This window comes from Luteimonas sp. TWI596, from assembly GCF_039674105.1.
GTDB lineage: Bacteria > Pseudomonadota > Gammaproteobacteria > Xanthomonadales > Xanthomonadaceae > Luteimonas.
Genome location: NZ_JBDJMU010000016.1, coordinates 13,671 through 40,333, shown reverse-complemented (window position 1 = coordinate 40,333; position 26,663 = coordinate 13,671). Strand labels below are relative to the sequence as shown.

Below are 26,663 nucleotides of genomic sequence, written 5' to 3'. Positions count from 1 at the left end.
CTCACGTACCCCACGTACGCTGCGCTTCCTGCCCGCCGCCACGCGCCACTTGGCGGCGCTCGCGACGGACCTTGACCGGGTGCAACGCAAGCACTGGTTGCCGGCATGAGCGATCCGTCCACGCGCGAGCGGGCGCGATTGACGTTGCGCCATGCCGGCATCGCCGATATTCCGGCGATCGTCGCACTGAGCGAGCGCGTCTACGGACGCGACAACGGCTACACGGCCGAGATGCTCAACGGCCAGATCGCACAGTTTCCGCAGGGCGTGTTCGTGGCGTTCTACGACGGCGTTGCGGTCGGCTACTGCGGCACGTTCCGCATCGACGAGCGCACCGCGATGGCGCCGCACCGCTGGCTGGAGATTTCCGGCGGCGGCTATGCCTCGCGGCATCTGTCGACCGGCGACTGGCTCTACGGCATGGAGGTTTGCGTCGACCCCGACCATCGCGGGTTGCGCATCGGCCGCCGGCTCTACGAGCTGCGCAAGCGGCTGTGCCAGGAGCTGCGGCTCAAAGGCATCGTGTTCGGCGGACGGCTGCCGGGCTTTTCGCGCCGCGCCCGCACCTATCGTGGCGACGTGCGCGCGTATGTCGCCGACGTGTGCGCCGGGCGCATCCGCGACCGCGCGCTGAGCTTCCAGCTGCGCAACGGCTTCGAGCTGATCGGCGTGTTGCCCGGCTACCTGCCGCAGGACACCGAATCGGCCGGCTACGCCGCGCACCTGGTCTGGCGCAATCCCAAGATCGACCCGGACGCCGACCCGCGCGGCACCGCGCGCCCGTTGCCCGATTCGGTCCGCGTGGCGACCGTGCAGTACCAGCAGCGCCGCGTGGCATCGTTCGAAGAGTTCGCCACCCAGGTCGAGTATTTCGTCGACATCGCGGCCGACTACCGCGCCGACTTCGTGGTCTTCCCCGAACTGTTCACGCTGCAACTGCTGTCGGTGGAAAACAAGCTGCTGTCGCCGGTCGATTCGCTGCTGGCGCTGACCGGGTACACCGAGCGTTTCGCCCAACTGCTGTGCGAGTTGGCGGTTCGCCACAACATCAACATCATCGGCGGCTCGCATCCGACCCGGACCAGCGACGACGACGACGGCAAGGTGCGCAACATCTGCTACGTCGCGCTGCGCGACGGCTCGCTGCATACCCGCGACAAGCTGCACCCCACGCCCAACGAGCGCACTTGGTGGGGGATCGGCGGCGGCGACAGCGCCCAGGCGATCATGACCGACTGTGGCCCGATCGGGGTGATGATCTGCTACGACAGCGAATTCCCCGAGCTTGGCCGGCACCTGGTCGACCAGGGCGCGATGATCCTGTTCGTGCCGTTCTGCACCGACACCCGCGAAGGCTACCTGCGGGTGCGCTACTGCTCGCAGGCGCGCGCGGTGGAGAACCAGTGCTACGTGGTGCTGTCGGGCAACGTCGGCAACCTGCCGGGCGTGAACAACTTCGACATCCAATACGCGCAGAGCTGCATCCTCACACCGTGCGATTTCCCGTTCGCGCGCGACGGCGTCGCCGCCGACACCACGCCCAATGTCGAGCAGGTGGCGTTCGCCGACCTGCGCCTCAACGATCTGACGGTTGCGCGCAACGACGGCACCGTGCAGAACCTCAACGACCGCCGCCATGACCTGTATACGCTGAGCTGGGCCCGGCGCCCGGCATCGCGCGTGGCGGTGCCAGAACAGACGCAACCCCCGGAGAACGCGTGATGGCCAAGACCCTCGAAGTGACAGTCCCCGACATCGGCGGCTACGACGACGTGCCGGTGATCGAGGTGCTGGTCGCCGTCGGCGACACCGTCGCCAAGGACCAGGGCCTGGTCACGCTGGAATCGGACAAGGCGACGATGGAAGTGCCGTCCTCGCACGCGGGCGTGATCAAGGCGCTGAAGGTCAAGGTCGGCGACACGTTGTCGGAAGGCAGCGTGGTTGCGGTGATTGAAGCCGAGGGCGACACCGACGGCGACGCCAAGCCGGCTGCGGGATCTGCCAGCAAGGCGCCGCCACCCCAGCCCGCCCCCGCGAACGGGGGCGGCAGCAAGCGCGAGGCACCGGGCAGCCATCCGCCGGTCGCGCGCTCGCATCGCGCGCCGGCCGAGCCTGACGCGGTGAAGGCCGCCCCGTCGTCGGGCCGCAAGGCTGACGTGGAGTGCCGCATCGTCGTGCTCGGCTCCGGCCCCGGCGGCTATACCGCCGCGTTCCGCGCCGCCGATCTCGACCTGGACACTGTGCTGATCGAGCGTTACGACACGCTCGGCGGTGTCTGCCTCAACGTCGGCTGCATCCCCTCGAAGGCCCTGCTGCACGCGGCCGACGTCATCGACCAGGCACAGCACGCCAGCGACTACGGCGTGGCGTTCGGTGCCCCGGAGATCTCGCTCGACAAGCTGCGCAGCTACAAGGACAAGGTCGTCGGCCAGCTGACCAAGGGCCTGGCCGGGATGGCCAAGCAGCGCAAGGTACGGGTGGTCGCCGGCACCGGCACCTTCGTGTCGCCGAACGAAATCGAGGTGGTCGCCCAGGACGGCAAGACCACGCTGGTGCGATTCGAGCAGTGCATCATCGCCGCCGGCTCGCAGGCGCTCAAACTCCCGGGCTTTCCCTGGGACGACCCGCGCGTGATGGATTCGACCGATGCGCTGGAGCTGGCCGAGGTGCCCAAGCAGTTGCTAGTCGTGGGCGGCGGCATCATCGGTCTTGAGATGGCCACCGTGTACCGCGCGCTCGGCGCGCAGGTCACCGTGGTCGAACTCGCCGACCAGCTGATGCCCGGCGCCGACAAGGATCTGGTCAAGCCGTTGGCCGACCGGCTCAAGAAGCAGGGCGTATCGGTGCACTTGAAGACCAAGGTTGTCGAGGCCAAGCCGGAGAAAACCGGCATCGTCGTCGCGTTCGATGGCGAGAGCATTCCCGACACGACGCTGTACGACCGCGTGCTGGTCGCCGTCGGCCGCTCGCCCAACGGCGCCAAGATCGGCGCCGACAAGGCCGGCGTGCGGGTGGGCGAACGCGGCTTCATCCAGGTCGACGCGCAGATGCGCACCAACGTGCCGCACATCTTCGCGATCGGCGATCTGGTCGGCCAGCCGATGCTCGCCCACAAGGCCACGCACGAGGGCAAGCTCGCGGCCGAGGTCGCGGCGGGCGAAAAGAAGGAATGGGTCGCGCGGGTGATTCCGTCGGTGGCCTACACCGACCCGGAGATCGCCTGGGTCGGCATCACCGAGACCGAAGCCAAGGCCAAGGGGCTCAAGGTGGGCGTGGGCAAGTTCCCGTGGGCGGCCAGCGGCCGTGCGATCGGCCTGGGTCGCACCGAGGGTTTCACCAAGCTGGTGTTCGACGAGGCCACGCATCGGATCGTCGGTGCCGGCATCGTCGGCGTGCATGCCGGCGATCTGATCGCCGAAGCTGCGCTGGCGATCGAAATGGGGGCCGAAGTCGCCGACATCGGCCACACGATCCATCCCCATCCCACGCTCAGCGAATCGGTGGCGATGGCCGCCGAGGTCTACGACGGCACGATTACCGATCTCTACCTGCCCAAGCGCAAGTAGTCGTCCAGCGCGGCGGATGCCGCGCATGCCGGTGCGTGCGTGCCGATGAACCGGGCAAGCCGCCGGCGCCATCGATCGACGGTGCCGCGCGGCCGGAGCGGGGCCTGTGTACGGCGTGCACGGGCCAGTGGCGGCGTCGACGCGATGCGTGCGGACAGCGCGCAGATCCGGCTTGCGGGCAAGTGCCCGACAGGCCGTGGAAGCGCGGAACCGAAAGACGCCTGTCAGGACACGAGTGCCGGCCGGGATGTTTGAATTGCTGTGCGATCGGCGCCGGCATCTCCAGGCCCGGTCGCGACAGGAACAAGCTCGCAGCCGCGCTTGCATGCCCGCAACTGTTCCGGTCGCGCGCGGCCAACGGGCGATACGCGACGGCGCCGTTTTGTTGCAGTGCATGGTGACAACGCCGGCCGTCCGCTATACACCTGCGTCCGAATGGTAGCGCTATCAGTCGGCTGCCTTTCGTGACACGTGGGTGAGCTGGGGGGCAGTGCGCCAGGCAGGGGGCCTGGATGCGGTGCGGGGTGACGAAGGCCGTTTCGCCAGGATCGTTTGCACGACACAGCAAACGGGTGCTGCCGTGTTGGGGCGCCCGTTGCGGTGGGAAACGGACGCTTCGTCGAGCCCGAGCGCGCACGCGAGGTACAGAGGTCGGTAGTGCCGGATCCGCTGCCTGCGGAGACGGATCGTGACGTACGCCGGGAGCCGCCAGCTCGCGGTTGTTCCCATTCCGATGCTGAGGACCCGTCAATGAGCAAGAAGTTCAGGCGTTTGAAGTCGACGGCAATGTTCACCTTCGTGGGGGGGGTGCTGATCATCAACCCCGCGTTCGCACAACAACCGCCGACGCCGCCCAATCCGAGTGCGGACACACGTGCCGCCGCCGAGCCGCAGGACGCCACGACGCTCGATGCGGTCGTGGTCAGTGGCATCCGCAACAGCCTCAGCCAGGCGATGGACACCAAGCGCGACGCGGCGGGCGTGATCGATGTGATCAGTGCCGAGGACATCGGCAAGTTCCCCGACACCAATCTCGCCGAGTCGCTGCAGCGCATCACCGGCATCTCGATCGAGCGCCGTGACGGCGAAGGCGCGCAGGTCACGGCCCGCGGCTTCGGGCCGCAGTTCAACATGGTCACCCTCAACGGTCGCCAGGTGCCCGGCGCGGACGCCTTCGGCGCCGCCGGTCAGGTGGCGATCGGTGGCGTGGACGGCGGGACGCGCGCCTTCAACTTCGCGCAGTTGGCGGCCGAATCGATCAGCGGCATCGAGGTGTACAAGACCAGCCAGGCGCACGTGCCGAGCGGCGGCATGGGCGCGACCATCAACATCCTCACCGACAGGCCCTTCAACCACACGGGCATCGTCGCCAGCGCAGGCGCCAAGGCGGTATCGGATCGCAGCCAACTGTTCGACGACGACTTGACCCCCGAACTGTCGGGGATCTTCAGCTACACCAACGCCGACCGGACCTTCGGCGTGGGCTTGAGCGGCAGTTACCAGAAGCGCAAGGGCGGCTCGGTGCAGGCCACCGAGAACTATTGGAACGTCCAGCCGTGGACGGGCACGATGCCGGGCAATCCGCAGGTGACCAACGCGCCGGGCGTCGGCGACCTCTACGCGCGCCCCAACGACTTGCGCTACGCGTTTTCCGAGTTCGACCGCGAGCGCATCAACGGTCAGGCGGTGCTGCAGTTCGCGCCTACCGACAGCCTGACCCTGACCCTCGACTACACCTACTCCACCAACGAGATCACCGAAAATCGCGGCGAGCAGGGCATGTGGCTGCAGAACAGCGACTACACCCATGTCGAGTTCGACACCTCCGGTGCGGTGGCCACGCCGATCTACATCCGCGAGATCGCCGGCACCAAGGATTTCGGCCTCGAGCAACAGCGCAGCATGCAGAAGTATCGGCTGGGCTCGCTGGGCTTCAACGCGGTCTGGGACGTCAACAGCGATTTCCGGCTGAGCTTCGACGCGCACAACTCCAAGACCGAGAGCCTGCCCAACGATCCGCTCACCGGTGGCGGCTCGATCTTCATGAGCGTGGCGGGCACCAACAACTGCACCACCGGGCCCCATTGCGGCGGCTCGTGGGTGCAGGAGCTGGTCTTCAACAACGGCCTGCCGGTGGGCACCCAGACGTGGTACCCCACCACCGCCGATGCGATGGCCGGGACCAACGGGGTCGTCAATCCCGGCTTCGTCGCCGGCGAGATCGGCTCCCAGGTGCTGCGCGTCAATGCGCAGACCCAGGTCAGCGAAATCGAGCAGGCCCGGCTCGACGGCGAATGGGTGTTCGATCAGGGCCGCTTCCAGTTCGGCGTGGATTCGAGCACCGCGAAGACCCATCGCCTGCAGGCGGCGGAGGCGTATTCGACGCTGGGCGACTGGGGCGTGGCCAACGTCGATGGGGATGTGGCAGGCGGCTTGATGGATCTGCTGCAGCCGCTCGACCTGGTGGGCCTGTTCCACGGGCGCAGCATCAGCAGTTGGCCAGCCTGGCGGGGCGATGCCGGTGCGCTGGCCCAATGGGCACGGGGGCAGTACGGCGTCGGCCTGGGCGTGAGCCCGCAGAATGCGGCGGACAACCGGGTGGAGGAGAAGACCCGCTCGGCCTACATGCAGGTCTCGCTGGACGGCGAATTGGGCGGCTTCACCACCAATACCCGCATCGGTGTGCGCTACGAGACCACCGATGTCGTCTCCACGTCGGTCATCGCCACCCCCGAGGCGATCGAGTGGCAATCCAACAACGATTTCCGCATCGTGCTGTCCGATCAACTCGAACCCTTCAGCGAGTCGAGCAGTTACAGCTACATCCTGCCGAACCTGGATTTCAGCATCGACTTCACCGACCAGCTCAAGGGTCGGGCCTCGTTCGGCAAGAGCATCGCGCGCGCGCCCTACGGCAATCTCTATGCAGGCCCCGGCGCGCAGCAGCCCTTCGGCTCGGTCCTGCTGGACCCGTCCAGCCGGGCCAGCGGCAACGCGCAGAATCCGTCGCTCAAGCCGCTGGAGTCGGACAACCTCGACTTCGCGCTGGAATGGTACTTCGCCGAATCGAGCTACGTCTCGCTGACCTACTGGAACAAGTCTGTCAGCAACTTCGTCGGCAATACGGTGAGCCAGGAGTCCCTTTACGGCTTGACCGACCCGACCTCCGGGCCCGACGCCCAGGCCGCGCTGGCGTTCTTGCAGAGCGCGCAGTGCCGCGAGCAGGTGGGGCCGGCCAACGCGGCGGCGTGCTCGGGCAATGATACCTCGCTGTTCACCGCGCTGGCGCTGCTGCGCAACGATCCAGCGGGTCTGGGCGCGTTCAACGGCACCGGTGCCCAGGCGCTGGCGACCGAGGCCGCCTACGACCTGTACGGCACGCCGGACGATCCGCTGTACCTGTTCAACGTCAACCGGCCGATCAACCAGAACCAGTCCAAGCTGCACGGATGGGAGCTTGGAGGCCAGTACTTCTTCGGCGACAGCGGGTTCGGGATCCTGGCCAACTACACCATCGTGCAGGGCGATGTCGGCTACGACGATGGCGGCGATCCGGGCATCGACCAGTTCTCGCTGACCGGGCTGAGCGATACCGCCAACGTCATGTTCATGTACGAGAAGTACGGCTGGTCGGTCCGCCTGGCCTGGAACTGGCGCGACGAGTACCTGATCCTCGCCAACCAGGGCGCCAGCCGGAATCCCTATTACGTGGAGGCCTACCAGCAGTGGGATCTGAGCGTGAACTACGCGCTCGATGCGCACTGGTCGTTCGGGCTGGAAGCGATCAACCTGACCAGTGAGGAGGTGCGTTGGCACGCGCGTACCGATCAGCAGATCATGAAGCTGGCCGATCAGCGTCCGCGCTACATGCTGGGAGTGCGCTACAAGTTCTAGAGAGGGGGGCGCGCGGGCCGCCGGCCCCGTCGCTGGACTCGGCGTCGGTCGTAGACCGGCCGATCCGGCGGCGGGGGCCGCTGTGGATGGCCGGCGTCACAGGTGGGAAACCGGCACGACGGAGAGGTGATGGCGCGTTACGAACTGCTCAACAACGTGGCGCACAAGGACTTGCGCGTCGCGACCGGCTTCGGCGCGCAGTTCGGCGACGACGTGGGCATGGTGCCGGCGTTCCCCAGCGAGTACGCCGAACTGCAGCGCGAGTACCCGATCTTCTTCCGGAAGGACTCGGACGGGCAGTGGGGCTCGGTGGCGTTGCTGGGATTCGAACAACGGGAAAACCTGTACCTGCGCGACGGCCGCTGGAATGCCGCCTACCTGCCCGGTGCCGCGGCGAAGGGGCCGTTCCTCATCGGCTTCCAGGAGCAGCGCATCGATGGCGAGCTCCGCCGCGAGCCGGTGATCCATGTCGATCTCGATCACCCGCGGGTCCGCACGGACGAGGGCGAGCCGGTGTTTCTGCCGCAGGGCGGCAACAGCCCGTACCTCGATCATGTCGCCAGCGTGCTGCGCGGTATCCGCGACGGCGTCGAGTTCGGCGCAGCCATGCTCGCGGCCTTCGATGCCCTGGGGCTGATCCAGCCGGTCACGCTGGCGGTGGACCTGGACGATCGCCATCGGGTGGATGTCGGGGGGCTGCACAGCATCGACCGCGAGGCCTTGGCAGCGCTGGACGGACCGGCGCTGGCGCGGTTGAACCGGGCGGGTTACCTGGAAGGGGCGTACCTGGTGCTGGCCTCGCTGCACAACGTGCGTCGGCTGATGGCCGAGAAGCAGCGCCGCCTGCGCGAGCAGGACGCGGCGACGCCGCTCCCGGACGCCTGAGCGCCATGCCGGCGGTCATGCGCTCGATCGAGGTCCGCGACGCGGACGCACTGCCGCTCGATGCACTGGTGTCCGAGGGGCAGCCGGTGCTGCTCAAAGGCGTGGCGCGCGACTGGGGACTGGTACATGCGGGGCAAGTCTCCACCGCCTCGGCCATGGCGTATCTGCGCGGCTTCGACACCGGCCGGCCGGTCACCTATTCGTTTGGCGAACCCGCGATCCAGGGACGCCCGTTCTACAACGAGGATTTCACCGCTCTGAATGTCGAGGTCCGTCGCGGCGGGCTCGGCGAGGTCCTGGATGCGATCGCAGCCCATCTCGACGACGCCCAGCCGCCGACCTACTACGTCGCCTCGCTGTCGGTGGCGGGCGCCTTGCCGGGGTTCGGCCAGGAGAACGACTTGCGCCTGGCCGACCGTGGCGTCCCTGCGGCGCCGGGTATCTGGATCGGCAACCGGGTCGTGGCCTCCTGCCATTACGACGTGCCCGACAACCTGGCCGTCTGCGCGGTGGGGCAACGGGCGTTCATCGTGTTCCCGCCCGAGCAGATCGACAACCTCTACCCGGGGCCGCTCGATCCCACGCCTGGCGGGCAAGTCGTGAGCCTGGTCGACTTCGACCGGCCCGACCCTGCGCGCCATCCGCGCTTTCACAAGGCGCTGGCCCATGCGCAGACCGCGCTGCTGGCGCCGGGCGATGCCATCTTCATTCCCGGCATGTGGTGGCATCACGTGCGCAGCCTCGCGCCGTTCAACGTGCTGGTCAATTACTGGTGGCGCAACGCGCCGGCGTTCCTGCCATCGCCGGTGTCGGCGCTCCACCACGCGCTGTGGGCGATCCGCGACCTGCCCGAGCGGGACAAGGCGGCCTGGCGGCACGTCTTCGACTACTACGTGTTCGGGCCGAGCGCGCGCGCGGGCGAGCACATCCCCGAGCAGGCGCGCGATGTGCTTGGCACGATCGACGAGACCCGGGCGCGACGCATCCGCGCCCTGTTGCTGGGCCAATTGAACCGGTGAACGGACACGGAGGCGAGGCGATGGACGAGCACCAGGCAGCGCCTGGCCGGATACGCAAGGTGGTGATCGCCGGCGGCGGCACGGCGGGCTGGCTGGCCGCGTGCGCGCTCGCCCACCAGTTCCGCGATCGGCTGGACATCACGCTGGTGGAGTCGGAACAGATCGGTACGGTGGGCGTGGGGGAATCCACCGTGCCGCCGATCCGGACCTTCCACCGCTTCGTCCAGATCGACGAGCAGGCGTTTCTGCGCGCGGTGTCCGGTACATTCAAGCTCTCGATTTCGTTCGAGCACTGGCGGCGCCCCGGCGATCGCTACATCCACCCGTTCGGGGTCACCGGACAGGGGACGCGGGCGGCGGCCTTCCATCATTTCTGGCTCGACAGCCAACGACGCGGCATGCCGTCGGCGCTGGGCGACTTCTGCCTGGAGACGCTCGCCTCGCGCGCCGACCGGTTCTCGCTCGACACCGACCCGCAGGTCAACTACGCCTATCATCTCGACGCCGGCCTCTACGCGAAGTTCCTGCGCGCGCAGGCCGAGCGCCATGGCCTGGTGCGGGTCGAGGGCCGGATCGAAACGGTCGTGCGCCATGCGATCAGCGGCCATGTCGAGGCCCTGGTGCTGGATGGCGACCGGCGGATCGACGGCGACCTGTTCATCGATTGCACCGGCTTTCGCGGTCTGCTGATCGAGCAGACCCTGCAGACCGGGTACGAGGACTGGAGCCAGTGGCTGCCCTGCGACCGGGCGGTCGCGGTCCAGACCGAGCCGGTGGGTCCGCCAGTGCCGTACACGCGCGCGATCGCACACGAGGCGGGCTGGCGCTGGCACATCCCGCTGCAGCATCGGGTCGGCTGCGGCCTGGTGTTCTCCAGCCGGTATATGTCCGACGATCAGGCCCGGGCCAAATTGCTGCGCGATGTCGGCGCGCGGCCGCTGCGCGATCCCTGGGTGGTGCCGTTCCGCACTGGCCGCAGGCGCAAGGCGTGGAACGGCAACGTGGTCTCGCTGGGCCTGGCCAGCGGCTTCATCGAACCCCTGGAATCGACCAGCCTGCACTTGACCATCAGTGCCGTCATGCGGCTGATCCAGCTGTTCCCGTTCGAAGGCATCTCGCCGACGCTGGTGGATCTGTTCAACGCGGTCAGCCGCGCGGAGATGGAGCACGTGCGGGATTTCATCATCCTGCATTACCACGCCACCCAGCGCGACGAGCCGATGTGGGCGGCGTGCCGGGACATGGCGCTGCCGCCGTCGCTGGAGCTCCGCCTGCGGGCCTGGCGCGAGCGCGCCCATGCCTGGCAGGGCGCCGATGAACTTTTCCGGGTCGATTCGTGGACACATGTGCTGCTGGGGCAGGGCATCGTGCCCCGGCAGCATCACCCCCTGGCGCGCGCGCTGCGCGACGAGGATCTGGGTCATCTGCTGCGTGTGCTCCGCGAGCCGGTCGAACGCGCACTCGAGCAGATGCCCTCCCAGCAGGCCTTCATCGATCGCTACTGCAAGGCGGATGCCGCGATCTGGGGTGCGCGGTCCGCTGCGCAGTAGCCGGCTCGCCCGTAAAAAAGAGCGAAGCCGCGGCTCGGGCCGCGGCTTCGTCGTCCACTCGTTGCCGGCAGATCGGCTTAGAAGCGGAAGGTCACACCCGCCATCGGGCCGTGCACCTTCAGGTCGCCGGTCAGCTTGCCGCCGTAGGGGTAAGGGCCGGCGTCGATGCCCTCGGGCGCGCGCGCGGTGCCCTTGTAATCATCGGAGAGCTTGAGGCGGAACCAGTCGTAGCCGGCGTGGATGCCGAAGCGCTCGCTGACCATGTACTCGACGATCAGGCCACCGCGTTCGAAGTGACCCCGCTCGTCGAGGAAGTCGCCCCAGCGGGTGTCGAGGTACTGGGCTTCCAGGCCGACGGTCCAGCGTTCGGCGGGCGTCCAGGTCAGGCGGGTATGCAGGCCCGGCGAAAAACCGTCGCGCTTCCAGCGGACAGTTTCGAACTGCGGATCGACCAGGTCGGTGCCTTCGGAAGCGCCGTTGGCGAATGCCTCCAGTTCTGCATAGGTCACGCCCAGGCCCAGGCCCCACTGGAAGCTGTCGTTCTTCACCACGCTGTACTCGTAGTTGAGGCTGGCGAGGCTGAAGGACAGGCGGCCGTCGATGCGGGCAGCGGGGATGTCGATCGGCTCACCGCTGCCGCCGATCGTGCCGGTATCGAGCACGGTGCCGCCATAGTTCCAGGTCTCGTCGCGGCGGTAGTCGTAGTAATTGCCGACCAGGGCCTGGCGGTCGCTGATGCGGAAGCCGAACGCGCCGCGCGGACGCCACTCGCGGCCGGTGTCGAAGCTCTCGTTGAAACCGAACGTCGCCTCGTCAGTGCCGTCGGTGACGGTGCCGTTGCCCGAGAACCCCAACTCGGCCTCGGGATTGAAGGCGCTCAGGCGCAGGACGAAGCGATCGTCGCGGCTCTGCGCGTGGGCCGGCATCGCGAGCGTGGCCAGGACCACGGCGACCGGGAGGGCGGCCAGGGCGAGGGAGCGGAAGGGGGTCGAGGACATCGGCGTGCCAGAGTCGTGGGAGAGGAGGCGATGGTCGGTAAGTGAAGGTCTTGCTCGCGTGAAGTGATGGCGCGGATAACGAATGGCCTGCTCGCTGATGTCCCGGCCGGGCGGGGGATCTGGCGGTGGACGGGCGATCGGCGCGCCGTGCCGGACCGGACCGATTCGTGCATCGGAAGCGGGCAAGCGCCCCAGTCGAGGCGGGGTGAGCCTGGATGGCCTGCGCGGCGGTGGCGCGCATCCACGCGAGCCTCGCGTGCTTCGCGTGGCCGGACGGCGTCGCGGCCTAGCCGAGGGAAGAGCGACGACCGGGCGGCAGGCCGCTGCCCCTTCGGGGCAAAGGCAGAGCCAAAAAAGAGCCCCGGCGGCGGGCCAGGGCTCGGGTGACGATCTGCGGACACGACCGACGAGGAAAGTACGGCAGATCGGGCACGGTAGATCGGACCCTGCCGATGGGCACAAGTTCCGCATTGCACCGAAGAAAATTATGAATGGGGCGCGCGTTTTGCTCGCACCGGTGCCCGGCGCGGTAACGGGACCTTCGCCGGTTGTGGGTCAAATGGCTCCGCTGCTATACTTTTGCGGCTCGACGGGGCCGTTTCGACGCGTTCCGTGTCCCTCAGATGCCCAGGATCCTGATGTGTTGACATCCGTCGCTGTCGGTCGGCGGCTGGCACAGCGCGCACTCGTCTGGCAGGCGGTGGCGATCGCGGTGACGGCCCTGGCCTTCCTTGCAAAGGATGGCGCCTGGGCGCTGGCGGCCGTACTCGGCGGCGCGGCGATCGCGATCGGCGGCTGGCTGTCGAGCGCGATTGCGCTGGGGGGCGGGGTCAATCCTTCGGCAGGCGCGCTTGCGCGGCTGCTGGCGGGAATGGCGCTGAAGTGGGTCGTGGTGGTGGCCGTGTTGCTGCTGGGCACAGGGATGGCGGGCTTACCGCCGGTTCCGATGCTCGCCGGGGTCATCGTCGCGCTCTTCGCGCAGTTGCTTGCGATGGCCAGGCCTCCGGCCGGCTCCTGACACTTCGGCACTGAATTTCAAACACAGGCAGGTCTTCGATCTTATGGCGGCTGATTCGGAACTGACCCCAACCAGCTACATCCAGCATCACCTGCAGAACCTCACGGTTTCGACCGGTGAGGGCGGTTTCTGGACGTTGCACCTGGACACGCTGATCACCGCGCTGCTGATGGGCGGGCTGATGGTGCTGATGTTCTGGATGGCGACGCGCAAGGCCACGTCCGGTGTGCCGGGCAAGTGGCAGGCGTTCGTCGAGATCTGCCTGGAGTTCGTCGACAAGCAGGCGCGCGATACGTATCACGGCACCAGCAAGCTGGTGACGCCGATCGCGATCACGCTGTTCTTCTGGATCCTGCTGATGAACCTGCTGAAGATGATTCCGGCAGACTTCATCGCCAAGCCGCTCGAACTGGCCGGCGTGCATTATTGGAAGCCGGTGCCGACCGCCGACGTCAATGCGACGCTGGGCCTGTCGATCAGCGTGTTCTTCCTGACGGTCTTCTTTGCGCTGCGGTCCAAGGGCCTGGGCGGGTTGACCAAGGAATTTCTGACCGCGCCGTTCGGCAAGTGGATGGTGCCGTTCAACCTGATCCTCAACATCGTCGAGTGGCTGAGCAAGCCGATCTCGCTGGCGATGCGACTGTTCGGCAACATGTTCGGCGGCGAAATCGTGTTCCTGCTGATCTGGGTGCTGGGCGGTGCCGGCCTGCTGGGCATGCTCGGCGGCGGCGTGCTGGGCCTGGGCTGGATGCTGTTCCACCTGCTGGTCATCCCGCTGCAGGCCTTCATCTTCATGATGCTGTCGATCGTCTACCTCAGTCTCGCCGAGGACAGCCACTGATCGGCGGGCGGCACCCGGTTTCGTTCCACCTTTTGTCTCAATCCCAGTTCCACCCTTAACAAGCAATCCGTTCCGGAGAAAACAATGGAAATCGCACTGACCTCGTTCGCCCAGATCCAGGCTTCGACCGTTCTGGCCGTCGGCATCATGATCGGCCTGGCCGCGCTGGGCGCAGGTCTGGGCCTGGCCATCATGGCCGGCAAGTTCCTCGAGTCGGCCGCGCGTCAGCCTGAGCTGATCCCGGTGCTGCAGGTCCGCATGTTCATCACCGCCGGCCTGATCGACGCCGCGTTCATCATCTCGGTCGCCGTCGGCCTGCTGTTCGCGTTCGCTTCGCCGTTCGTCGGCCCGATCGCCGCCCAGATCGCCGGCTGATCCAGACGAGCGCAGGCGCTTCCGATGCGGCCGGCCTACGGCCGCATCGGCGGTGACAGCGGGCATGTACACATGCCCGGCCCTTCACGACAGGCAGCCACAAGCCCATGAATATCGGTCTGACCCTAATTGCACAGGCGATTGCGTTCGCCGCCCTGATCTGGCTCATCGCGACCAAGATCTGGCCGCCGTTGCTCAATGCCATCGAAGAGCGCCAGAAGAAGATCGCCGAAGGCCTGGCCGCCGCCGACAACAGCCAGCGCGCGCTCGCGCAGGCGCAGGAAACCGCCAACGAGGAACTCAAGGCCGCGCGTGCGAAGGCCAATGAGATCATCGAGCAGGCGCACCAGCGCGCCAACCAGATCGTCGATGCCGCCAAGACGGAGGCGGTGACCGAGGGCCTGCGCCAGAAGGCGCTGTTCGACGCCGAACTCCAGGCGTCGGCCACGCGGGCCCGCGAGGATCTGCGTCGCCAGGTCTCGCTGCTGGCGGTGACCGGCGCCGAGCGTCTGCTCAAGCGCGAGATCGACGCCGACGCCCACAAGGCGCTGCTCGACGAACTCGCTGCCGAGATCTGAGGCCGACACGATGACGCTGACGATCGCCCGTCCCTATGCCCGCGCCGCGTTCGCGATTGCGCGCGATGCCGGCCGGTTCGCGCCGTGGTCGGACGCGCTGGCGTTCTCGGCGCGCGTCGCCGCCGATCCGCAGGCCGCCCCGGTGCTGGGGCATCCGGCGCTGGCGCATGCCGATGCCGTCGCGCTGCTCGCTCCCGAGGGCGCGGACGAGGCGTTTGCCTCGTTCCTGGCGTTGCTGGCCCAGAACGGCCGGCTGCCGCAGCTGCCCGAGATCGCCGGACTCTACGAGCAGCTGCGCGCCGAGGCCGAACACGTGGTGCTGGCCAAGATCACCTCGGCCACCGCGTTGCCCGACACCGAGGTCGAGCAGATCCGGGCTGCGCTCAAGCGCCGTTTCGGTCGCGAGGTCCAGGTGGAGACCGCGGTCGACGACACACTGATCGGCGGCGCGGTGATCGCGGCGGGCGACGTGGTGATCGACGGCTCGCTGAAGGGCAAGCTGGCGCGCCTGCAGTCCGCGCTGGCGCATTGAAGCGGTGATGCATGATGGGGCGTTCGTGATTCGAAACAGCAGGCGCTGAGCCGCTCTTCCAATCGCCCATCACGAATCACCCGTCACGAACATACAGAAATCCGAATGCCGCACGTCGCGGCATGCGACCAGGAAACCAGACATGGCTACCACGCACCTCAATCCCTCCGAGATCAGCGAGCTGATCAAGTCCCGCATCGAGAAGGTCAAGCTGTCCGCCGAGTCGCGCAACGAAGGCACGGTCACCAGCGTGTCCGACGGCATCGTGCGTCTGCACGGCCTGGCCGACGTGATGCAGGGCGAGATGATCGAACTGCCCAACGACACCTTCGCGCTGGCGCTCAACCTCGAGCGTGATTCGGTCGGTGCGGTGGTGCTGGGCGACTACGAGCATCTGCGCGAAGGCGACGTGGCCAAGACCACCGGTCGCATCCTCGAAGTGCCGGTCGGTCCGGAGCTGCTGGGTCGCGTGGTCAACGCGCTCGGCGAGCCGATCGACGGCAAGGGCCCGATCGACGCCAAGCTCAGCGCGCCGGTCGAGCGCGTGGCGCCGGGCGTGATCTGGCGCAAGTCGGTCGACCAGCCGGTGCAGACCGGCTACAAGTCGGTCGACGCGATGATTCCGATCGGCCGCGGCCAGCGCGAGTTGGTCATCGGCGACCGCCAGACCGGCAAGACCGCGATGGCGATCGACGCGGTGATCAATCAGAAGAACACCGGCATCAAGTGCGTGTACGTGGCGATCGGCCAGAAGGCCTCGACCGTCGCCAACATCGTGCGTCGCCTCGAAGAGAACGGCGCGCTGGCGCACACGATCGTCGTCGCCGCGACCGCGTCCGAGTCGGCCGCAATGCAGTACATCAGCGCCTACTCGGGCTGCACGATGGGCGAATACTTCATGGACCGCGGCCAGGACGCGCTGATCGTCTATGACGATCTGTCCAAGCAGGCGGTGGCCTACCGCCAGATCTCGCTGCTGCTCAAGCGTCCGCCGGGCCGCGAAGCGTATCCGGGCGACGTGTTCTACCTGCATTCGCGTCTGCTCGAGCGCGCCGCGCGCGTGTCCGAGGAGTACGTCGAGAAGTTCACCAATGGCGAGGTCAAGGGCCAGACCGGCTCGCTGACCGCGCTGCCGATCATCGAGACCCAGGCCGGCGACGTGTCCGCATTCGTGCCGACCAACGTGATCTCGATCACCGACGGCCAGATCTTCCTGGAGACCGACCTGTTCAACGCCGGCATTCGCCCGGCGGTCAACGCCGGTATCTCGGTCTCGCGCGTCGGCGGCTCGGCGCAGACCAAGATCATCAAGAAGCTCTCGGGCGGTATCCGCATCTCGCTGGCGCAGTACCGTGAGTTGGCTGCGTTCGCGCAGTTCGCCTCCGACCTCGACGAGGCGACCCGCAAGCAGCTCGAGCGCGGCCAGCGCGTGACCGAGCTGATGAAGCAGAAGCAGTACAAGCCGATGTCGATCGCCCATCAGGCGCTGTCGATCTATGCAGTCAACGAGGGCTACCTCGACGATGTGCCGGTCTCCAAGATCCTGGCGTTCGAAGAAGGCCTGCATGCCCACTTCGACAACACCGACGGCGCGCTGATCGAGAAGATCAACGCCTCTGGTGGCTGGAACGACGAGATCGAGGCGGCGTTCAAGAAGGGCATCAGCGAGTTCAAGGCCACCGGCTCCTTCTGAGCCGGCGGTGGTGATGCGTGATGGGTGAGGCGTAACAGCAACAACAGGTGCGTGACGGCGCGCGATTCGCTTCTACGAATCGCGACGCCCCGATCACGAATCGCCGCAAGCGGAGCGAGCTAAATGGCTGGTGGACGGGAAATCAAGACCAAGATCAAGAGCGTGCAGAACACCCGCAAGGTGACGCGCGCGCTGGAGATGGTCTCCGCATCGAAGATCCGCAAGGCACAGGACCGGATGCGGTCCTCGCGCCCGTACGCCAACGCCATGCGGCAGCTGATCGGACACCTGGCGCAGGCCAGCTCCGAGTTCCAGCATCCCTACCTGGTCGAGCGTGAGATCAAGCGGGTCGGCTACATCGTCGTCTCCTCGGACCGCGGCCTGGCCGGCGGCCTGAACAACAACCTGTTCCGCAAGCTGCTCGGCGAGATCCGCCAGTGGCAGGACAAGGGCGTGCAGGTCGACGTGGTGACGATCGGGCAGAAGGCGACAGTGTTCTTCCGCCGGCTGAAGGTCGACATGCTCGCCAGCGTGACCCACATCGGCGATACCCCGGAAGTCGAACAGCTGGTCGGCATCATCAAGGTCATGCTGGACGGCTACACCGACGGCCGCCTGGATCGGGTGTTCCTGGCCTACAACCACTTCGTCAACACGATGACCCAGAAGGCCAGCTTCGATCAGCTGCTGCCGCTGCCGGCCTCGGAGACGAAGGTCGTCAAGCACGACTGGGACTACATCTACGAGCCGGACGCCGAGTCGGTGCTCGGTCACGTGCTCACCCGTTACATCGAATCGCTGGTCTACCAGGCGGTGATGGAGAACGTGGCCTCCGAGCACGCGGCGCGCATGGTGGCGATGAAGGCCGCCAGCGACAACGCGACCAAACTGATCGATACGCTGAACCTGGTCTACAACAAGGCCCGGCAGGCGGCGATCACGCAGGAAATCTCCGAGATCGTCGGCGGTGCGGCGGCGGTGTAACGCGAGTCCCTTCGCAACAGCCCGCACATCGTTGTGCGAACTTTCCAAACAAGCAGCGACGCGTTCGCTCAGAAAATTTCAGAGCTAGAGGTTCTCACCATGAGTCAGGGCAAGATCGTTCAGATCATCGGCGCCGTCGTCGACGTCGAGTTCGCGCGCAACGAGGTACCGAAGGTCTACGACGCACTGAAGGTCGACGGGACGCAGATCACGCTGGAAGTGCAGCAGCAGCTCGGCGACGGCATCGTGCGCGCGATCGCGCTCGGCTCCACCGACGGCCTGAAGCGCAACCTGGTCGCCGTCAACACCGGGCGCGGCATTTCGGTGCCGGTCGGCACCGGCACGCTGGGCCGGATCATGGACGTGCTGGGTCGCCCGATCGACGAAGCCGGCGACGTGCAGGCGTCCGACCATTGGGAAATCCACCGTGCGGCGCCGTCGTACGAGGACCAGGCCTCGACCACCGAGCTGCTCGAGACCGGCATCAAGGTCATCGACCTGATGTGCCCGTTCGCCAAGGGCGGCAAGGTCGGCCTGTTCGGCGGCGCCGGCGTGGGCAAGACCGTCAACATGATGGAACTGATCAACAACATCGCCAAGGCGCACGAAGGCCTGTCGGTGTTCGCCGGCGTCGGCGAGCGGACTCGTGAGGGCAACGACTTCTACCACGAGATGAAGGACTCCAACGTCCTCGACAAGGTGGCGATGGTCTACGGCCAGATGAACGAGCCGCCGGGCAACCGCCTGCGCGTCGCACTGACCGGCCTGACGATGGCCGAGTACTTCCGCGACGAAAAGGACGAGAGCGGCAAGGGCAAGGACGTGCTGCTGTTCGTCGACAACATCTACCGCTACACGCTGGCCGGTACCGAAGTGTCGGCGCTGCTGGGCCGCATGCCGTCGGCCGTGGGCTACCAGCCCACGCTCGCCGAGGAAATGGGCGTGCTGCAGGAGCGCATCACCTCGACCAAGTCCGGTTCGATCACCTCGATCCAGGCCGTCTACGTGCCTGCGGACGACCTGACCGACCCGTCGCCGGCGACGACGTTCGCCCACCTCGATTCGACGGTGACGCTGAGCCGCAACATCGCATCGCTGGGCATCTACCCGGCGGTCGATCCGCTGGACTCGACCAGCCGCCAGATGGACCCCAACGTCATCGGCAACGAGCACTACGAGACCGCGCAGCGCGTGCAGTCCACGCTGCAGAAGTACAAGGAGCTCAAGGACATCATCGCGATCCTGGGCATGGACGAACTGTCGGAAGAAGACAAGCAGGCCGTGTCGCGCGCGCGCAAGATCGAGCGCTTCTTCTCGCAGCCGTTCCACGTGGCCGAAGTGTTCACCGGTTCGCCGGGCAAGTACGTGCCGCTCAAGGAGACGATCCGCGGCTTCAAGGGCATCGTCGACGGCGAGTACGACCACCTGCCCGAGCAGGCGTTCTATATGGTCGGCAGCATCGACGAGGCGGTCGAGAAGGCGAAGAAGATCGCCGCCTAAGCGGCGATCCTCGGTGAATCGTGGTGCGTGCTAGGCGAGCGACGTCCGTCTTCACCGATCACGCACCACGAATGTAAGTTGAGCGAGCAAAGCGAGCCAAGTCCATGAGCACCATCCGTTGCGACATCGTCAGTGCAGAGGCTGAGATCTTCCACGGCGAGGCGACCCTGGTCGTCGCGACCGGCGAACTGGGCGAGCTCGGCATCGCGCCGCGCCACGCGCCGCTGATCACCCGCCTCAAGCCCGGCAAGGTCGTGGTCACCCAGCCCAACGGCGAGGTGCTCGACTTCGCGATCGGCGGCGGCATCCTCGAGGTGCAGCCCCAGGTCGTGACGATCCTGGCCGATACGGCGATCCGCGCCGACGACATCGACGAGGCTGCGGTCAAGGCGGCCAAGGACGAGGCCGAGCGGGTGCTCGCCGGCCGCGGTGAGGCGATGGACGTGGCCGAGGCGCAGCAGAAGCTCGCCGAAGCGGTCGTCCAGTTGCAGGCGCTCGAGCGCCTGCGCAAGACGCTCAAGCACTGAGCCGCTTCGCAGTTCGTTCGTTCGAAGACGCCGGCCTCGTGCCGGCGTTCTTGTTGGAGGGCATTGGCGCCGCAGCACGCAGCTAGCGCCTGTACACCCACTGCCGCGAGATCACGAAGCCGAGCGCGCCCAGCGCGACCTCGACCAGTGGCTTGGCCAGCCATGCCCAGTGCCGGCCGAGGTAGTCGTCGATGTGGCCGATCGCCCAGGTGCTGAGCACCGTCATCATTCCCCACATCACCACGAAGCGCAGCAACTGGCTCCGATTCGGCCCTTGGCCATCGGCACCGAAGGTGAAACGCCCGTTCAACCAGAAGCCCATCAAGGCGCCGCAGACCCGGCCGACCACGTTGGCCTGGCGGACCGGCAGGCCAGCGTGGCTGAGGGCGACCATCACCGCCCAGTCGAGCAGCCACTGCAAGCCACCGATCAGCAGGTAGCTGCCGCCTTGTCGCTTCAATCCCATCGCGCGCTCACTCCTGCCCGCGCCGCCACAGCGCGATGCCGTTGAGGCTGCGGACATGGACCGCGTCGCTCGCCTTCAAGCCGGCGCGCAATGCCGGGGATGCCTCGGCCTCGGTGATCAGAATCCAGCGCGCATCGGTGTCGGCGAGCACCCGGCGCCACGCGTCGCCGGACGGATCGGCGTCGGCAGCCAGCCGCGCGGCAGAGAGTGTCGGCGCGTGGAGCGACATCAGTCGTCCGCGACCGCCGAGTTCGGCGATGTGTCCGCGCTTGGGATCGGTGGCCAGCACGATGCCGCCATCGTCCGGAAGCCCGGCGATCAGTGTCCGCTCGGCGACGTAATGGGGCAGCACTACCGAGGCGTCGCCCGTTGCGCGCAGCGTGCGCTTGAGCGCGGCGCTGTGATGGGTCCAGCCCGCGTTCGCCTGAAACGCAAGGTTCAGCGCACACAACGCCACGATGCCCCAGCGCCAGGCCCGATCGCCGACCTGCGCACGACTGCCGGGCAGGCAGGCGACGATCAGCAGCGCAATCCCCGGATAGGCATAGCGCGCATACTGCATCGGCAGCAATGGCAGCAGGGCGACGCCGGTGGCCGCGAGCGCGAACCCGCGTGTGGCACCCCGTCCAAGCGCGAGCAGCCAGGCACCGGCCAATCCGATCAGCACAAAGCCGGTGCCGCCGTCCCAGGCCTCGACATAGCGACTGCTTGCGAAGGTGAGTTGCCAGGGCAGGTCGAGCCCCAGTCCCGCGTGCCAGCGTCCGTCGCTCATGTTCTCCGGCGGATGGAACGGGGATTGAAACACCGCATTGAACAGCGGCAGGACTGGATTGCCGGTGTACCACCAGGCATTGGCGTAACTCGAGCCGGCGATCAGCAGGCCGGCCGCGAGCGCCGCCAGTCCGTGGCGCGTGCCCGGCCACTGCAGGCCGCGTGCGCCGGCCCACGCCAGCAACGGCAGTGCCGAGAGTGCATGGACCGGCTTGAGCGCGGCGAGGGCCGCCAGCAGCAGCGTGGCGGCCATCAGCCGCGGGCCATCGCCGTCGCGATAGGCCAGTACCGAGCACAGCGCGAACAGCACCGCCATGGCCGGCAGCTCGGTCTGCATGCCGGCGGTCAGCCAGACCAAGGGCGGGAAGCTCGCGAACAGCGCGATCGCCGCGTTGCGCTCCAATGGCGTCGCCCCCAGTGCCCGCGCGCAACTGCCCAGGGCGCAGGCCGCGCCGATGAGCCAAAACGCGTTGAGCGCGCCGCGCGCTTCCTGGCCGGCGATCAGCCATGCGATTCCCTGGCCGATATCGCCCAACCACGGTGCGAACGCCCAGATGCCATGTTGGGGGGCGGCCTCGTAGTGCGCGTGCAGCGCCAGCTGTGCGGGCAGGTTGAGATGGTAGGTGAGGTCGTCCATCTGCATCGTCGGTAACCACGCCCCGGTCGATGCCAGGCCCAGCAGCATCACGCCCCACGCCAGGGCGCGTGGGTGCTCGGCGGCGGCCACGCGCCACGCGCCTGCGGATGCGCGCAGTTCGGCGACGAGCGCCTTGCGGCCGATCGCGACAAGCGCGGCCAGCGCAATCAGCCACATCGGCGCGTGGTGGATCGGCAGCCGGAGCAGCCAGCCGGTGACGCCGGCGATCGCTGCATAGCCGACAATGGCCGCGATCGCCGCACGCCCCGGAAGCCCCGCTGGCACCCAGCGCAGCCCGGTCGCCATCGCCGCGATCGCCAGCAGCGCCACTGCCAACACCGGCCGCGGTCCGGCGAACAGCAGCAACGCACCGCTCCAGACCGCGACCAGTGCCGATGCCCAGCGCCAGTGAAGCCAGCGCACGGCCGGCCAGGCCAGGGCGGCGGATGTGAGCACCAGTCCCAGCGCGAGTGCGACGCGTTCCCAGGGCGCCTGCGCCCACAGCCCGTGGGTCGTGATGCCGATCACGACGAGGGCAGGGCCGGCCGCCCAGATCAGCGCCGGCCAACGTTGCGGCGCTTCGGCAATCGCGAGCGCTCGTGAACGGAACATCGCAGGTCCTGAGAGCACGGGCGTCGATTATCATCGAACCTCCGCCAAGTTTCGAACGCCATGAGCCCTCCGTTGCACGTCGTCATCCTCGCCGCTGGCGAGGGCAAGCGCATGAAGTCCTCGCTGCCCAAGGTGCTGCAGAAGATCGCGGGCCGGCCGATGCTCTGGCACGTGGTCGCGGCGGCGCGCGAGCTTGCGCCGGCGGGCATCCACGTCGTGTACGGCCATCGCGGCGAGCAGGTGCGGGCGGCATTCGCCGACCAGACCGACCTGCAGTGGGCCGAGCAGCGCGAGCAACTGGGGACCGGGCATGCGGTCGGCCAGGCGATGGATGCCGTGCCCGACGGCGCCCAGGTTCTCGTGCTCTATGGCGACGTGCCGCTGCTGCGCGCGCAGACCCTGCGCCGGCTGGTGGCGATCGACGGCCGGCTGGCGGTGCTGGCCGCCGAACTGGAGGATCCGACCGGCTACGGCCGCATCGTGCGCGATCCCGAAGGCCATGTCGGTGCGATCGTCGAGCACAAGGACGCCGATGAGGCGCAGCGCCGGATTGGCCTGGTCAACACCGGCATCCTCGCCGCCGAGGCGACCGCACTCAAGTCCTGGCTGGCGCGCCTGTCGTCGGACAACGCGCAGGGCGAGTACTACCTCACCGATGTGTTCGCGATGGCCGCCGACGAGTACAGCGCCGCGCAGATCGTCATGGTCGACGATCCGCTCGAAGCCGAGGGCGCCAACGACCCGTGGCAGCTGGCCCAGCTCGAGCGCGCCTGGCAGCTGCGCGCGGTGCGGGCGTTGTGCCTGCAGGGCGCGCGGTTCGCCGACCCTGCGCGCGTGGATATCCGCGGTGAGGTGATCGTCGCGCCCGACGTCGAGATCGATGTCGATGTGGTGTTCGAGGGCCGCGTCGAGCTGGGCGAAGGCGTGCGCATCGGCCCGTTCTGCCGGCTGCGCGATGTGGACCTGGGCGAAGGCACCGAGGTCCGCGCACATTGCGACCTGGACGGCGTGCGCGCCGAGGGCGCGGTGACGATCGGCCCGTTCGCAAGGCTTCGCCCGGGCACCGTGCTGGCTGACGGCGTGCATGTGGGCAACTTCGTGGAGACCAAGAACACGACCCTCGGCGTCGGCAGCAAGGCCAACCATCTGACCTATCTGGGCGATGCCGAGGTCGGCGCCGGCAGCAACATCGGCGCCGGCACGATCACCTGCAATTACGACGGCGTGAACAAGTCCAGGACCGTCATCGGCGACCGCGCCTTCATCGGCTCCAACGCCGCGCTGGTCGCGCCGGTGCGCATCGGCCACGACGCCACGACGGCCGCCGGCTCGGTGATCACCGCCGACGTGCCCGACGGCAAACTCGCCGTTGCGCGGGCGCGGCAGAGTCTGGTCGAAGGCTGGACGCGGCCGGTCAAGCGCCCACGCTAAGCTGACGGTTGCCGGGCGCGTCCGCACCTGCCGCTTCCGGCCCGGCGAGTCGTGACGCCGGCACGGCCGCCGCGCGTCAGGCCGGCAATTGCAAGCTCACCCGCAGCCCGCCCCCGTCGCGGTTCTGCAGGGCGATCCGCCCGCCGTGGGCTTCGGCGATCTCGCGTGCCAGCGCCAGCCCAAGGCCGGTGCCGTTGCGCTTGGTCGAGTAGAACGGCAGCAGCGCGTTGGCGAGCACGGCCTCGTTCATGCCGTCGCCGCGATCGAGGACATCGATGCGCCAGCCATCGGGCAGTCGGCGCAGCCGCAGCCGCACCTGGTCGGCAGGAGACCCGGATTCGTGCGCGTTGCGCAGCAGGTTGATCAGGCATTGCGCCATCTGCGCGGCGTCGATCCGCACCTGGCCGCCGTCGTCGCCTTCGAGCGTGAAGGGCACCTGCTCGCGCAGACGCGCGAGGAATGTGTGCCAGGGCACCGACTCGGTCCGCGGCGCAGGCAACTTCGCGAAGCGCGCGTAGTCGCGGATGAACCCCTCGAGATGGCGCGCGCGCTCCTCGATGGTCGCCAAGGCGTCGGGCAAACGCGCAAGCTGGCCGCGCCGCAGCAACTCGGCGCCCGAATGCGCGAGCGAGGCGATCGGCGCCAGCGAATTGTTGAGCTCGTGGCTGATGACGCGGATCACCTTCTTCCACGTCTGCACTTCCTGTCGGCGCAGTTCGGTCGTCAGCCGGCGCAACAGCACCAGTTCGTGGCGCCGGCCGTTGAGCCGGAATGAACGCCGCGACAGGTGGTAGATGTCCTCCTGGTCTTCCTCGCCGACGCTCAACAGACCGTCGCCGCCGCGCAGCAATGCCTCGCGCAGCGCCGCAGGCGCCTGCGCCGCCAGCGCGTCGAAGCCCTGGCCCTCCAGGCGTCGTCCCTCGCCGAGCAACTGGCGCGCGGCGACGTTGCCGAGCACCACCCGCTGCTGCGGATCGAACAGCACCATCGCCACCGGCGTGTTCTGCACCATCGTGTCGAGCAGCAGTTCGCGCTGGACCAGCGCATGGCGCTGCTCGCGCAGCACGTCGCCCAGCCGGTTGTGTGCGTCCACCAGTTCGCCAAGTTCGCCGCCGCCGTCCCAGCGGATGCCGAAGCCATAGTCGCCGTCCCGGTAGGACGTCACCGCCCCGGCCAGCGCACGAAACAGCGCGCGGACCGGGCCGAGGGTGCGTTGCGCCGCCCACAGCAGACCCGGCAGGCACAGCGCGGCCGCAGTCAGCACCGCCGACCAGGCCGGCAGCCAGCGTGTGAGCCAGGCGGCCAGCAGCGCGACGGCGATCGCGAACAGCGAGGCCAGGGCGCCCAGACGGAGCGTGAGCGGCAGCTGGCGCGCAGGCATCAGTCGCGCCGCAGACCCAGGCGGTCCATGCGCCGATACAGCGCCTGGCGCGAGAGGCCGAGCTCGGTGGCCGCCTGGGCCAGCACGCCGCCGGCCCGCGCCAACGCGGCCTCGATCGCCGCGCGGTCCGGCTCGGACGCACCGGATGCCGGCATGGCGGCTTGCGGCAGGCCGAGCGCGTCGGCGCCGATCGCCGCCTCCGGCGACAACAGGGCGGCGCGCTGGACTGCATTGCGCAGCTCGCGCACGTTGCCTGGCCAGCGGTGCGCCAGCAGGGCGCGCTCGGCGGTGCGCGACAGCGATCGGCCGGCAGGCAGGAAGTGCCGTGCCAGCGGCAGGATGTCGTCCGGGCGATCGGTCAGCGCCGGCACTTTGAGTTCGATCGCGTTGAGCCGGTAGTAGAGATCCTCGCGGAAGCGGCCGTCGGCGATCGCGGCAGGCAGATCGGCGTTTGTCGCGCTGACCACGCGCACGCGCACCTGACGCTCGCGATTGGAACCCAGCCGCTCGAAGCGTCCGGTCTCGAGCACGCGCAGCAGCTTCATCTGCCCGGCCAACGGCAGGTTGCCGATTTCGTCGAGGAACAGCGTGCCGCCATCGGCGGCCTCGAACTTGCCCTCGCGCGCCCGGTTGGCGCCGGTGTAGGCGCCGGCATCGGCGCCGAACAACTCGGCCTCGATCAGGTCGGCCGGCAGCGCACCGCAGTTGAGCGCGACGAACGGACCGTCGCGGACCGCGGAGTTGGCGTGGATGATCTCGGCGATCTTCTCCTTGCCTGCGCCGTTGGGCCCGGTGACCAGCACCGGCAGCTCGGAGCGGGCGACCTGGACCGCCAGGTTGAGCACGCGCTCGCTCGCGGCGTCGTCGAAAACCGTACCGCGCAGATCGTAGGCGTCTTCGAGCGCGTGACGGTCACGCTGCTCGCGGCTGCGCCGGCGCTCGAGTTCGCGCCGGCTGGCCGAGAGCTCCAGCAGGTTGGCGACCGTCGCCATCAGTTTGTGATCGTCCCAGGGCTTGGCCAGATAGTCGGCCGCGCCGGCCTTCACCAGCCCGACTGCCGACTCGAGATGCGTCCACGCGGTCAGCAGCACCACCGGCAGGTCGGGGTGGCGCGCGTGGATCGCCTCGAACAGCGCCGCGCCCTCATCGCCGGACGTGGTGTCGGCGCGGAAGTTCATGTCCTGGATCACCAGGTCCACCGGTTCGCGCGCGAGCGCGTCCAGGCCCGCCTCGGGCGACTCGGCGTACACCGTGTCGATGTCGTGCAGCGAGAACAGCACGTCGAGCGCGGTGGCGACCGCGGGATTGTCGTCGATGATCAGGACGGTGGGCATGGAGGAGCGTTGGGGCCTGTTCGCGAGGGACGCGTCCGGGGGGCCATTCTGGCACCGCCCGGCGCGGTGTA

21 protein-coding genes are annotated in these 26,663 nt (G+C 68.0%); 16 read left to right on the top strand and 5 right to left on the bottom strand.

The genetic code is table 11. The features are described from left to right. The first annotated feature begins 105 nt into the window (after positions 1-105). From ABE487_RS12845 to ABE487_RS12820, 6 genes are all read left to right on the top strand, one after another. The gene (locus ABE487_RS12845) at positions 106-1,722 is read left to right on the top strand and encodes a GNAT family N-acetyltransferase (RefSeq protein WP_346451936.1); all 1,617 of its coding nucleotides are present in this window, start codon (positions 106-108) and stop codon (positions 1,720-1,722) included. Next, the gene (lpdA, locus tag ABE487_RS12840; RefSeq protein ID WP_346445387.1) at positions 1,722-3,566 is read left to right on the top strand and encodes a dihydrolipoyl dehydrogenase; all 1,845 of its coding nucleotides are present in this window, start codon (positions 1,722-1,724) and stop codon (positions 3,564-3,566) included. The genes ABE487_RS12845 and lpdA overlap by 1 nt, the downstream gene beginning before the upstream one ends. A 750-nt stretch (positions 3,567-4,316) precedes the next feature. Then, positions 4,317-7,460, top strand: coding sequence for a TonB-dependent receptor (locus tag ABE487_RS12835; protein WP_346451934.1), 3,144 nt, complete (start codon positions 4,317-4,319; stop codon positions 7,458-7,460). A 129-nt stretch (positions 7,461-7,589) separates the two neighbouring features. Beyond that, positions 7,590-8,345 carry a SapC family protein gene (locus ABE487_RS12830; RefSeq protein WP_346451933.1) on the top strand — a complete coding sequence of 252 codons (756 nt, stop codon included), beginning with the start codon at positions 7,590-7,592 and terminating at the stop codon, positions 8,343-8,345. A gap of 5 nt (positions 8,346-8,350) precedes the next feature. Continuing rightward, positions 8,351-9,364, top strand: coding sequence for a cupin-like domain-containing protein (locus ABE487_RS12825; RefSeq protein WP_346451931.1), 1,014 nt, complete (start codon positions 8,351-8,353; stop codon positions 9,362-9,364). Positions 9,365-9,384: 20 nt separating this feature from the next. Beyond that, complete coding sequence (locus ABE487_RS12820) at positions 9,385-10,914, top strand: tryptophan halogenase family protein (RefSeq protein ID WP_346451929.1); 1,530 nt, start codon at positions 9,385-9,387, stop codon at positions 10,912-10,914. Between the two features lie 77 nt (positions 10,915-10,991). Here ABE487_RS12820 and ABE487_RS12815 read toward each other — a convergent pair whose 3' ends face one another. Beyond that, the gene (locus tag ABE487_RS12815) at positions 10,992-11,912 is read right to left on the bottom strand and encodes a hypothetical protein (protein WP_346451927.1); all 921 of its coding nucleotides are present in this window, start codon (positions 11,910-11,912) and stop codon (positions 10,992-10,994) included. Between the two features lie 640 nt (positions 11,913-12,552). On the opposite strand from ABE487_RS12815, the gene ABE487_RS12810 reads away from it, so the two are divergent. The 9 genes from ABE487_RS12810 to ABE487_RS12770 all read left to right on the top strand — a co-directional run bounded on the left by ABE487_RS12810 (position 12,553) and on the right by ABE487_RS12770 (position 19,960). Next, positions 12,553-12,930, top strand: coding sequence for a hypothetical protein (locus ABE487_RS12810; protein ID WP_346445393.1), 378 nt, complete (start codon positions 12,553-12,555; stop codon positions 12,928-12,930). A gap of 43 nt (positions 12,931-12,973) precedes the next feature. Then, positions 12,974-13,771, top strand: a complete 798-nt coding sequence (gene atpB, locus ABE487_RS12805) for a F0F1 ATP synthase subunit A (protein WP_183427995.1) — start codon at positions 12,974-12,976, stop codon at positions 13,769-13,771. Between the two features lie 84 nt (positions 13,772-13,855). Next, a complete protein-coding gene (gene atpE / locus ABE487_RS12800) occupies positions 13,856-14,146 on the top strand; it encodes a F0F1 ATP synthase subunit C (protein WP_183427994.1) in 291 nt (96 codons plus the stop codon). 107 nt (positions 14,147-14,253) lie between these two features. Further along, positions 14,254-14,724: a F0F1 ATP synthase subunit B gene (locus ABE487_RS12795; protein ID WP_346445394.1), complete on the top strand. Its 471-nt coding sequence runs from the start codon at positions 14,254-14,256 to the stop codon at positions 14,722-14,724. 10 nt (positions 14,725-14,734) lie between these two features. Beyond that, positions 14,735-15,256: a F0F1 ATP synthase subunit delta gene (locus ABE487_RS12790; RefSeq protein WP_346447324.1), complete on the top strand. Its 522-nt coding sequence runs from the start codon at positions 14,735-14,737 to the stop codon at positions 15,254-15,256. A gap of 142 nt (positions 15,257-15,398) precedes the next feature. Further along, positions 15,399-16,949: a F0F1 ATP synthase subunit alpha gene (gene atpA, locus ABE487_RS12785; RefSeq protein ID WP_346445396.1), complete on the top strand. Its 1,551-nt coding sequence runs from the start codon at positions 15,399-15,401 to the stop codon at positions 16,947-16,949. A 123-nt stretch (positions 16,950-17,072) separates the two neighbouring features. Continuing rightward, positions 17,073-17,933: a F0F1 ATP synthase subunit gamma gene (atpG, locus tag ABE487_RS12780; protein ID WP_183427990.1), complete on the top strand. Its 861-nt coding sequence runs from the start codon at positions 17,073-17,075 to the stop codon at positions 17,931-17,933. A gap of 99 nt (positions 17,934-18,032) precedes the next feature. Then, complete coding sequence (gene atpD / locus ABE487_RS12775; protein WP_346445397.1) at positions 18,033-19,433, top strand: F0F1 ATP synthase subunit beta; 1,401 nt, start codon at positions 18,033-18,035, stop codon at positions 19,431-19,433. Between the two features lie 104 nt (positions 19,434-19,537). After that, positions 19,538-19,960, top strand: coding sequence for a F0F1 ATP synthase subunit epsilon (locus tag ABE487_RS12770; protein ID WP_047137719.1), 423 nt, complete (start codon positions 19,538-19,540; stop codon positions 19,958-19,960). 82 nt (positions 19,961-20,042) lie between these two features. On the opposite strand, the gene ABE487_RS12765 is transcribed toward ABE487_RS12770, so the two are convergent. Further along, entirely contained in the window at positions 20,043-20,426 is a 384-nt protein-coding gene (locus tag ABE487_RS12765) for a GtrA family protein (protein WP_346445398.1), read from the bottom strand. Between the two features lie 7 nt (positions 20,427-20,433). Beyond that, positions 20,434-22,446, bottom strand: a complete 2,013-nt coding sequence (locus ABE487_RS12760; protein ID WP_346451925.1) for a hypothetical protein — start codon at positions 22,444-22,446, stop codon at positions 20,434-20,436. A 60-nt stretch (positions 22,447-22,506) separates the two neighbouring features. Here ABE487_RS12760 and glmU point away from each other — a divergent pair, with 60 nt between their 5' ends. Further along, positions 22,507-23,877: a bifunctional UDP-N-acetylglucosamine diphosphorylase/glucosamine-1-phosphate N-acetyltransferase GlmU gene (gene glmU, locus ABE487_RS12755; RefSeq protein ID WP_346451923.1), complete on the top strand. Its 1,371-nt coding sequence runs from the start codon at positions 22,507-22,509 to the stop codon at positions 23,875-23,877. Positions 23,878-23,953: 76 nt separating this feature from the next. On the opposite strand, the gene ABE487_RS12750 is transcribed toward glmU, so the two are convergent. Together ABE487_RS12750 and ABE487_RS12745 are read right to left on the bottom strand one after the other, a co-directional pair. Further along, positions 23,954-25,258 carry a HAMP domain-containing sensor histidine kinase gene (locus ABE487_RS12750; RefSeq protein ID WP_346447327.1) on the bottom strand — a complete coding sequence of 435 codons (1,305 nt, stop codon included), beginning with the start codon at positions 25,256-25,258 and terminating at the stop codon, positions 23,954-23,956. After that, on the bottom strand, positions 25,258-26,592 hold the full coding sequence (locus ABE487_RS12745) for a sigma-54 dependent transcriptional regulator (protein ID WP_346451921.1): 1,335 nt from the start codon (positions 26,590-26,592) through the stop codon (positions 25,258-25,260). Before ABE487_RS12745 ends, ABE487_RS12750 begins: the two co-directional genes overlap by 1 nt. Positions 26,593-26,663: the final 71 nt, after the last annotated feature.